This is a genomic window from Aquiflexum sp. (assembly GCF_041749095.1).
Lineage (GTDB): Bacteria > Bacteroidota > Bacteroidia > Cytophagales > Cyclobacteriaceae > Aquiflexum.
Genome location: NZ_JBGTCA010000146.1, coordinates 1 through 11,260, shown reverse-complemented (window position 1 = coordinate 11,260; position 11,260 = coordinate 1). Strand labels below are relative to the sequence as shown.

Sequence of the window (11,260 nt, the reverse complement as noted above, 5' to 3'; positions counted from 1 at the left end):
CAACCGTCCTGTTGACCGGGATTGGGACCGCCTACCATAAAGCCCGGTAAAGGCTCTTTATCACGTTCTGCCTCTGCTAATCTGTGGTGCGGGATTTTTGGGGTTTTATAACCAAATCCTGTTACAAAACTGTAACCCGTGGCATTTTTGCCCAAAATATAATCCAGATTACCCAAGGCATATTGCAGGTATTTACTTTCTTTCGTAAGGAAATATACCTGAATCAATGCTATTCCCTGATTGGAAGCAACGGCATTACTGCCCCAGACAAAATCCTTGACGGATTGACCCATCACTGAATAATAATAGGAAGCATTGGCAGATGTTACATAGTTGTTAGCGCTTTCTGTCAAAATACTTTTTATGGTTGAAATCAGGTTTTCGGGCAAATTAGGTAAGTCATTCCTGAACCTCAACAAAGAATAATATCCCAACCAATCCACCCTGTTCCAGGAAGGAAGATTAAAAGACTCAGGATTAGAGATATATTGTAGGTAATCCAGGTTATGGGTGCTGATATAGAGTTCCGATGCTGCCCAGATTTTTTCATCAGTGACCGAATTGTCCCCGTAGGCCCCGGTATGGATTTCCGGTTGGAACGATTTGTTCATGTCATTTTGCCTGTAGTACACTTCAGGGTTGGCCTGGGCCCAGTTCCAGGCAAGTTCAGCAGATTTGAGGTATTCGATGGAAAGATCCGGATGATGGTTTTTCAAAATCCGGGAGGCCTGAGCCATCACCGCTGCAAAATCAAGGGTCGCAGCAGTACTTTTTGCTACAACATATCTTTGATTGGTCGCTTGGTGAGGAAGAACCATCCCTTCAAATTTGGCAGTGGTCAATTTGTGGTAAACCCCTCCGTCATGAGGGTCCTGCATGGTTGCCATCCATTTGAGATTCCAAAGTATTTCATCCAACAAATCCGGCATGGCATTTCCGGATTCCGGTATTTCCAAGGTAAATTCTGAAAAATAAGAACTAAAATCCTCATATAGAGACATCAATGTGCCCATAGTAATACCACTGTTGACGATATACTTGTTGTAGTCTCCAGCGTCATACCATCCCATAGGAGAAGAAAGAACGGTGCCTTCGGGTCTTTCTTTACTGGCAGCAGAAGGGTGAATTTTGACACGGTCATCAGGATGACCGGCGGGTCTAGACCATATTCCTCCAAATTCTTCTGTGATTTCCATAGAAGCCCTTTGGAAAAAAAATGATTTCAATGCTGCTACAGCCAATTCTCCAAAAACTTTCTCCTTTATCTCAAATGGCGGAGAACAGCCCAGTCCTGAAACATACACACAAAAATTTCCAGATGTGGAAAATGTAGAAAAATCAGCCCTTCTAGTACTCTTTTGAGATACAGGTGAAGTTATTGATTCTTGTAAAATACCCTCAAACACCTTTTGCTGATTTTTGGTATCAAGTACAAAAAAAACATCTGATTCAGTTTGGTCAGCTACAATCGCCACCTTACTCCCATTTGGATAATAACCTATCTGATTGACACGGATTGCTTCATTTATTTTTGGGTCTATGGTTCCCAAACTTTGATTGCAGCCCACAATAAACAACGGCAAAATCAGGAATATTAATAGGGTCTTCATGTCAGGATTTTGTTCTTGTAAAATTACCGGTGGGAAAATCCCACCGGAAACCTTACTTCTAGGTTTAACAGGTTACGCAATATTTCAATTTGCATTATTGTAAAATTAAACAATGAAAATGAGGGAGCTCAATAAAAAAGGAAAAAGTGACTATAGGAATATTTCCAAATCCTATAGCCACTGAGTGATCAGGATTATTTAAATCCGACTTTGTCGATCCAGATAACAGCATCTGCCCCAAGCTGGAAAGCAACACGGTGAATACCTCCGTAAACGTTGGCAGCAGGGAAATTGGCAATAGGTATTTCAAATTCTGTCCACTCTCCTTCTTTTACATTCCGCTGTTGGGTATTGCCCCAGGCATCATTTAATACTATTTGGATTAATGCACCATCAGAACCCGGCCCTCCATATACATTGAACACAAAAGTGGTCAATCCACCTGCTACAGGAGCACCGGGAGCACCTTGTCCCATCTGGCAACCTCCCCAAGCTATAAAATCAGCTTTCCAGGAAGCGGTACCATTGACAAACTGCTCTCCATTGCCCGGTTGAGAGGAATTAAGGTTCCAGCTCCAATCTCCAAATCCCTGATGGAATTCTCCATCAAACAATGTCAATAAAAGTGGATTTACTTCTTCTGTAGGTATCAGGAATACCGGACCGGGAGTTACATATCCCCTCGTTGTCACAAAGGTCAGACCGCCACTGATTACATCTTCAGGAACCACTACTTTAATCTGGCTAAAGCTTTTGCTTACAAAATCAGTAACCGCCCCGGTTGCTCCGGGAAACAGAATCTGTCCTACCATGTCCAGGTCAGTTCCTGTAATGGTAATCTCCACTCCCGGAGAAGCAGGTTGTGGTTCAACCAGAGTTCCTAAAGGAAGGATAATCTTAAGTTCAGGACTGATTACATTAATCGGTGACATCGATTTAATGGTAAGCGTGCCTTTCTCTGCATTTTCCGGTACCACCACAACAATATCTGTTTCGGATTGGCTGACAAAGTTTGCCTTAAGGATTTCCGGATCGCCTCCTTTGAAAACAATTCCTGTCACTAAGTCCAAGTCAGTTCCTTTCAATGTCAGGTTAGACCCATGCTTCACTGCCGGCGCATCAAAAGACGTAACATCGGGGAGTAAAATCTTCACCTCTCCTTCTGAATCAATGGTCATTGGCTGGGTTCCTCCGCTGGAGAACACCAATTTACCGGTCTGTGCATTCATAGGCACTTTCACCACAAGTTCGTTGAGGGTCTTGCTTACAAATTCATCTACCACCAATTCCTCATAGAATTTGATTTCATTTACCCAATTAAGGAATTCACCTTTGATGATAATATTGGTGCCCGGCTTGGCTACAGTAGGTACTTCCGTAATGACCACAGGCACATCAAAGCTGATGATCGTTTTAGATTCAATTGTTCCCTGTGAGGTCTTCAAAGTGACCTTTCCGGCAACAGCTTCATTTGGCACTATGATTTCAATAAGTTCCTTTGATTTAGTGACAAACTGAGTGCTTGAAACTTCCACATTATCAGGTAATACTATACTGCTTACCTTATCCATGTTCCGGCCTATGAATTTTATAATCTCTCCATGTTGAACACCTGCAGGTCCAAAACTCAGTAATTCTACAGCACCGAAATTGATATCTTCTTCCTCTTTACAGGAATTAAGAACAATCAGGGACATGCTTAACAAGGACATCAGGACTATAGTCAGTCCGCCCTTTATATTTTTGATCAATTTCATTTTGTTCATGTTTAAAGTTTGGGGTTACTTCTCCACAATTCTCACATTGTCTATAAACACCTCCACATTGGAAGCATCAGCCACCGGCGTTCCCACCATCCAGAATGAAAGAGAACCTGCCTTGGTTTTATCAAACTTCATGTCGGTGTAAACGATATCACCCGGTACTGATTGGGCATAACGCATTTCAGACATTGGGATAGTGATCGTCACCCATTTTCCGTTGGTATTGTATGGTGCATTGGCTTTTTCCCATGGTCTCCATAATCCTCTTGCATTGAGGTTAGCCCAGTATTCCTGATTGCCGTTGTTGCTCCAAGGAGACCAGCAGATATTCAGGTAAGAGCCATACCAATCGATTACTTTGGCTTCAAACTTCAGCACATAATCAGCAGGATCTCCGGTGATGAAATTACCTTCAGGTAAACGGGTATGACCCCAAAACTGCATTACAAATCCCCCTCCGGCAAAATCTTCTGCCCTTTCATTCTTATTGAGTTTACCCCTCAATACCAGATAATTCCCATCCAAACTGTGTTGGGGATTATTTTCCAACCTTCCGGATCTCCAGCTTCCTGCCGCAGTTTTGTCATCAAAATTGAGGATGGTATTCCGCTCATCCCTATAATGAAAACCTGAAGCGACAGTTCCGAAATTGGTCTGAACCGTGATGGGTCCAGGTTCGGCTCCGTCAGGTATGGTAAAACTCAATTTAGTCTTGGTGATTTCAACCACATTGGCCTCTATACCATTGGCCATTTTAACTGATAGTGGAGCAAAAAAGAAGTCCCCATGAATTACAGCCAATTCACCTGTCCCGATAAATTCATTTTCCATAGTGACCAAGTCCGGCTCGGGGATATTGATCGGAAAGAAATATTCCAATCTATTACCGTTTTTGAACACCAAAGTCAAAAGGTCATTGACCTCCTCAGGAGAGTTGGCCGGAACATTGACCAGAATAGACCTATCAGTAACATAGGCCGGATTAACCCTCGCAGGTTGGTCATTGAACCATACTTCGACCGTACTTCCAAGATTTTCGCCCATGATGGCCACGAGACCATTCAAAAAGGCCCCACCCAACAAAGAATCTGACTGTGTAGGATTGGTGACCCTCACATACATGATCCTTGGCTCGCCTCCATTAGGCAATTCATCCCTTTCGCAAGCGCTAAAGGTCACTGCGATGCCAATCAGTAGCATCAAAAACAGTGTGTATTTATTGATTATATTCATCGGATTTATTCCTTTAGATTCAAAACATCAATTAAACTCATATTCAACAGCCGGTTGGCCAGGGGCCAAAAGGGGATTATAACTTACTTCCGCCGCAGGTATAGGAAGAATCATATTGGATTCAAATACCGTCACGGGACTTGTAGGAGGCATTAAAACATACCCTTCTAAAGAATTTTCGTCAGGTGGATTCGTACCCTGAACCCTTTCATAAAAATGGGCTCTTTGTTGACTGTTCAGGTAACTGACTGCCTCAGACGGGTTTCTATAGAAATACCTTTTGATATCCATCCAATATTGGCCTTCCATGCCGAATTCAATCCTGCGCTCCTTCAATATATCCATAAAGGTCAGGCTGTTCAATGGATCAAGACCGGCCCTACTTCTGATAGCATTGAAATAACCAAGCGCTTTACCGTCATTAGTGGAAGCAGCCGTTCCCAGCGCCGCCTCTGCATAAGTCAGATATGCATCTGCCAACCTCAACATATAGGTATTCATCGCAGTGGCCTGATTGGTAGTGACCTTGCCCCCTGTATCTGCTGAACTTCCGACAACATATTTCTTCACATTATTGAGAACGGGAGCAGCATTTTCCAAAATATTATTTTGGGCATCTCTGTTGACAATCAGATAGGAATATCCACCTGCAGATCTTCTGATTTCAGGATAGTGATTTCCCAAAGTCATATATATGGCGGGCTGTCTCAAATCCCCATCCTCAACGTTTTTGGTAAAATCATAAGTCAGACTTTTGAAACCGCCCCAGCTTTCGGAATTACCTGTAATCATACTGCTTCTTGCCATATTGGCCTGCACACTGTTTCCTGAACCATAGGCACCTTCTACCCACTGCAGGGCAAAAAGTGATTCGGGATTGTTGTTATTCTCTATCTTGAAAAGATTGGAATAATCGGGCATCAAGGTCAAACCACTGTTCTCGATCAAATCCTCCGAATATTGTTTGGCTTTATTATAATGATCAGCTGAACCTGAAGCCTGACCCATCGTGAGATATAACTTTGCCATTAGCGCTTTTGCAGACCATTTGGTAACTCTTCCAGGTGCATCCGAATTCAATAGATGCTGTTCAGCAAATTCAAGATCCCTTCGGATAAATTCATAAACACTGGATTTGGTGTTTTTAGGAAGAATCAATGTATTGTTGGATACCAATGTGGTAGAATTTTCCACAATCGGAACTTCACCCCAATATTCAGCTAAAATAAAATAAGCAAATGCCCTTATAAATCTGGCTTCTCCCACACCCCTGTCAATATATTCCTGTGGAACTCCATAACCTCCGGCTATTCTGGGCAGATCATTGATGATCGAATTGGAGTAAGAAACTACCCGGAACAAACTTTGCCATCCTCTGGTCAAATGGGCATTGCCTTCATTAAAACTAAAGAAGAAAAACTGACCCTCTTGGTCCCATGTATGATAAAGGTTACCCGGCATGGCATCACCGGCCACCCAGGAAAACTTATCATTATAATCAAACCAGGGCATTCCATATAGGGCTGCGGTTCCTGCCCTGATTTCGGCATCAGTTCTGAAAAAACTGTCAGTGACCAGGTTATCCTGTGGGACAATTTCCAGAAAATCCTCATAACATCCGCTTGTGGTCATGATCAGGACCAATGCGATCAAATATTGTAATATCTTGTTCATCTTATTTCTGTCTAGGATTAGAAAGTAATATTAGCTCCGACTGTAAAGGTTCTAGGCATCGGATAACGGCCCATATCCACGTTCTGCATAAGCGCATCCTGTCCGAAAGCACCGATTTCCGGGTCATACCCCGAATAGTTTGTAAAAGTGTGCAGGTTCTGGATGTTCACATAAATTTTCAGCATTTCCACTTTTGCCTTGCTCGTCAATGCAGCAGGGAAGGTATATCCCAAGCTGACATTCTGAATCCTAACAAATGTGGCATCTTCCAAAAATCTGGAAGACATCCTGTTGTTCCGGTTGACATCATTTGTAGAAAACCTTGGGATGGTCGCATCAGGATTGGCTAAGAAGACATTGGAAGGATCCAAGTCTGAACCATCGGGATCGATCAATCCTAACTTTGCATTATTGGCTACCGTGATAGACTGATTATTGAATACACTGGTCTGTCCTTCGGTAATCACCTTTGCATAGTTAAGGATATCTCCTCCTACTGAACCGTAGAAGAAAACAGCCAAGTCAAATCCTTTGTAGGTGAAATTGTTATTGAAACCAAACGTGAATTTAGGGTTGGGATCTCCGATGATTACCTGGTCATTGCTGTCAATGACTCCATCACCGTTAACATCCCTGTATTTGATATCCCCTATCCAAACACCATCTCTTTTATCAACCAGGTTTCTTGGAGTATCACCGGCAGAAGGATCCGAAACCTGAACTGCATGATTGAGTATTTCTTCTGTATCCTGAAAAATCCCGTCTGCTATATAGCCATAGAAAGTACCCAAAGGACTGCCGACCTTGGTTCTTGTAGCAGACTGGAATTCACTGTACCAATACAAGTTCCTGTCAAAGAAACTAGTCTCTGAATCCAGTTCGGTGACCATATTTCTGTTCAAGGTAAAGTTAAAATCTGTTGTCCACTTGAAATTTCGGCTGTGTATATTCACCGAATTGATGGCAAGGTCTATACCTTTGTTTTCAAGACTTCCTACATTGGCAAAAGGGGCATTGATATCCCACCAGGAAGATCCTCCAAGGTAGCTGGGAACTGAAAGCTGCAGCAACATGTCTCTGGTGAACTTTTTATAGACATCCAGGGTCACGTTGATTTTTCCCTGAAAAAGGGAAAGGTCCATACCGGCATTATACTGTGCTGTGGTTTCCCATCTCAAAAACGGATTGGATATCCTTGCATTTCTGTAAGCAGTACCAAATCCTGTGTTCAAGGTTTGCAAAGAAGAACCGAACAAATAATCTCCGATGGCCTGATTTCCAACTTCTCCATAGCCAAATCTCAACTTCAGATCAGACAATACATCTGAGGTCGGCATAAAATCTTCATTGGTCACTCTCCAAGCCGCTGCCATAGATGGGAAAAAGCCCCATTTATTTTCAGATCCGAACTTGGAGGAACCGTCAGCCCGCATCGTAACTGTCAATAGATACTTGTCCTTGTACCCATAATTAAGACGTCCGTAATATGAAGCCAGGGAAGATGCTCCTTTCCAACCGTTAGAAACCTGACCCTCTTGTTGGCCTTGGCTCAATACCGGAATATCATTGGTAGCAAAGTTGATCTTGGTGATTTCTGAACCTTCCCAGTCAGACCTTTGGGCCTCTGTACCTGCCATGGCGACGATATTATGGCCATTTCCAAAATCAGTGGTATAAGTGGCATAGGTATTCCATATCCAGAACAAACTTTGTTCATTTCTTTGTCTGAGCTTATTCTCATTGTTGATGAGCACTCCCCAATCGTAGGTAGGGTGAAAAGCATTACCCAAAGCTCTGTTGTCATCAAATCCAATATCAGAGCGGATAGAGAGTTTATTCACAGGCGTTAGGTTCAAATATACATTACCCATTGTCCGCTGTCTTTTTAGGGTATTGTTCCGCATGAGCGCTGACGCAACAGGATTGAAACTGATATCCGCAGTATTGTTTTCCGGACCGGCAAAATTCCCACGAATATCTCTCACCGGTACATCGGGAGGCATCACCAAAGCCTGCATGATAACTCCATCACCACCATCATTGAGTGTGATTCTTTCATTGGTATTGGCATAGGTAAGGTTAGCACCAAAGGTGATCCAATCCTTTACCTTAGTATCAAGATTTATTCTTGTAGTAATCCTGTCAAAATTGGAACCTATTACTGTACCATCCTGCGAAAAATAACCGGTAGAGATGGCATAGGTAGATTTTTCAGTTCCACCCGTAACAGCCAATTGATGACTTGACATAGGCGCAGTTTGAAATATTTCGCTTTGCCAGTCAGTGCCGTCACCCAGGATTGAAGGGTCCAAATAACGCTCATTGACATTGATGCCATCTACTGAATTGGCTGTATTGATCTGATATTCCGCATAATCAGGAAGTTTCATCATCTGAAGTCTTCTTGGAGCGGTCTGAGAGGCAAAGAAATTGTTGTAAGAAATTTTCGCTTCTCCGGCCTTTCCTCTTCTGGTAGTGATCAACATAACGCCATTGGCGGCCCGTGATCCGAAAATCGCCGTTGCAGATGCATCTTTTAGCACCTCAATGCTGACAATATCATTTGGGTTGATGGTGGACAAGGGATTGACCTGACCTTGGCCGTTTGCTCCGCCTGCCCAAGAGAAACCCGATGTACCTACAGCATCCCCTTGAAAGGGAATACCATCAATCACGTATAGTGGCTCACTGGATCCTGTGATGGAATTGGCACCCCGTATCCTTACGGATACACCACCTCCCGGCTGACCGGAATTTTGCGTGACCTGTACACCGGCGACCCTGCCCTGAAGTGCCTGGTCAACATTGGCGAAAACAGATCCACGAAGCTGTTCTTCGGATACAGAGGCCACAGCGCCCGTAATATCACTTTTCTTCATTTCACCATATCCCACGATCACAACCTCTTCCAAGGTTTTGATATCTTCTTCCATAGAGACATTCAGCCTGGTTTGGTTACCAACCCTGATTTCACTTGTTTGGAAACCTATAAAAGAAAACACCAAAATGTCATCAGGAGAGGCCATTATGGTATAAGAACCATTTATATCTGATACGGTACCCACAGTTGTCCCCTGTACTTGAATGGTGACCCCCGGAATACCCAATCCATCTTTTGCGGCAGTCACCTGCCCTGTGATGTTGCTTTGAGCATATACTATCCCCGAAATAAAGAATAGTAAAAGCGGTAAGAGTTTCTTCATATTTTTTTTGGTTTATTGTATTAAGCATTGATTACATCTAAAAGGGAAATTTTCCCTTTCCATTTGACGGAAACCTTTATCCATCATCTTAAGCTTGGTTCAATTGATCTGCATTCATTTTCTACAGGTTTAGGGTTAGTTAATTGGTATTTCATTTAAATAGGTATTGATTTAAGATTGGTACTACGCATGATTTCAATTTTATTTAAAGCCCTACTACAACTGTCGTAATTGAGTTTTTGAACAACTTGATTTTTGAGTTTGGATTAAGTCCGCTTGTTTCTTTGAAAAAGTCTCCTTCCACACTCTGAAAGGCTTTTACTGTCTTGACAGTTTTGCCTTCCACCTCAAATTCATATTCCAATTCCCGGAGGTCCGGGTTGATGATGACATAGGTGATTTCTGTATTATTGGGGTTTTTATAGGCAGATACCTCAACATATGATATACTGGAACTGGCATCTATCCTGGTATATCCCTGATCAATGAATTTTGAAAAATGCTTCATCAGATGATAAAAACCAGTCACGGTGTAATTCCCGGATCCATCAATGTTGATCATTGGATATTGGGTACGGTTAGGGTCTCCCCATACCAATTCCCAATAGATATAGGCTGATGTATTGGCCCGGGTGAGTGCACGGTGAATAAATCTTGCAGTCTTCAACCATGACATGTTGGAATATTCCGTCATGATATTGGGTTTTTGACCATACTTGTTCTTGATATCACTCAAGGGTTGATTTGTCTGGTCAATTGGGGTGTTTTCATTGAAGTTATAAGGATGCCACCCATAATAATTGAGGTAATTTTTCTGTGAAAGAACCTGCATAAAGTTGTTCCATGCATTGATGTTTTCTGCTTCAGGAGCCACCATTTCAGGAACATAAGACCTGCCCTTGATTTTATCCCATACCTTATCCATGGCTTGGTCAAATCCCGCTAATGAAGCATTTTGGACCGGAGCCCAAGCACAGGTTGTCCAGCCGGGATTGGTATATCCCGGTTCATTTTGGATACTGATAAAATCAGGGTTGAATGGAAGATTGTCCAACATGTCCTCCCAATATTGTGCGAATTCGTCATAGACATATTCACCGTCAATTTTTTTAAGGGTACCTTCCCGCAAGTGGTTATTGCTTTTCAGTGATGCCGGTGGCCCCCAGGAGGAAAGCAATACCTTAATATCCGGATTGGTAGCCTTGGCCTTATCAAAAAACTCCTTGGTGGCCAGAAACATGTTCCTGTCACCATTGCTGACCATTTGGGCCGGGGATTTGTTTTCAGGATAATTCTGGGGATAATACCAGCTTTTTAGCCTCAAAATATCCATACCCAAATCTTCAAACATCAGGGCATACAGCTCATCTCTTTTCGGGCTGTTGATGACCCTATCACTCCACCATGTCAATGCAGCCCCAAATCCTATCATCTCCTGATGGCTTACATTTGGATTTGCTTTGATCAAATTTTTGGCCAATGGAGGATCCGGCTCTGGATCAGGACCTATTGGATTTTCCTTTTCACAGGACAAAAGGAAAACTAAAATAAAAAATAGGATTGGTAATGATAGTAAAGCGCTCTTTCTCATATTCGGTTATCATGTCACCATAATTCTATCAAGAAATCGAACAGGTGATCAGGGTTTATGCTGGGACTAATGTACAGAGTGCAAAAAATCCAAAGGGGATTCAAATGTTTTTATATAGGGTATCAAATGTTAACACCAATTAAAAATAATATTTTTGCAGATTTGGAAAAATTAAAAAATATAATT

Annotated in this window: 6 protein-coding genes; all 6 read right to left on the bottom strand. The window is 42.5% G+C overall.

Features of this window, described 5'->3' with window-relative positions; all coding sequences use genetic code 11:
* The coding region (locus tag ACEW8O_RS07595; RefSeq protein ID WP_373494020.1) for a glycoside hydrolase family 9 protein at positions 1–1,610 on the bottom strand (1,610 nt) is incomplete at its 3' end.
* Positions 1,611–1,804: 194 nt separating this feature from the next.
* Complete coding sequence (locus tag ACEW8O_RS07590) at positions 1,805–3,367, bottom strand: hypothetical protein (protein ID WP_373494019.1); 1,563 nt, start codon at positions 3,365–3,367, stop codon at positions 1,805–1,807.
* 24 nt (positions 3,368–3,391) lie between these two features.
* Positions 3,392–4,606 carry a glycan-binding surface protein gene (locus tag ACEW8O_RS07585; RefSeq protein ID WP_373494018.1) on the bottom strand — a complete coding sequence of 405 codons (1,215 nt, stop codon included), beginning with the start codon at positions 4,604–4,606 and terminating at the stop codon, positions 3,392–3,394.
* Between the two features lie 27 nt (positions 4,607–4,633).
* Positions 4,634–6,280: a RagB/SusD family nutrient uptake outer membrane protein gene (locus tag ACEW8O_RS07580; RefSeq protein WP_373494017.1), complete on the bottom strand. Its 1,647-nt coding sequence runs from the start codon at positions 6,278–6,280 to the stop codon at positions 4,634–4,636.
* 17 nt (positions 6,281–6,297) lie between these two features.
* Positions 6,298–9,483: a SusC/RagA family TonB-linked outer membrane protein gene (locus tag ACEW8O_RS07575; RefSeq protein ID WP_373494016.1), complete on the bottom strand. Its 3,186-nt coding sequence runs from the start codon at positions 9,481–9,483 to the stop codon at positions 6,298–6,300.
* 205 nt (positions 9,484–9,688) lie between these two features.
* Positions 9,689–11,074 carry a hypothetical protein gene (locus ACEW8O_RS07570; RefSeq protein ID WP_373494015.1) on the bottom strand — a complete coding sequence of 462 codons (1,386 nt, stop codon included), beginning with the start codon at positions 11,072–11,074 and terminating at the stop codon, positions 9,689–9,691.
* Between the last annotated feature and the right edge of the window lie 186 nt (positions 11,075–11,260).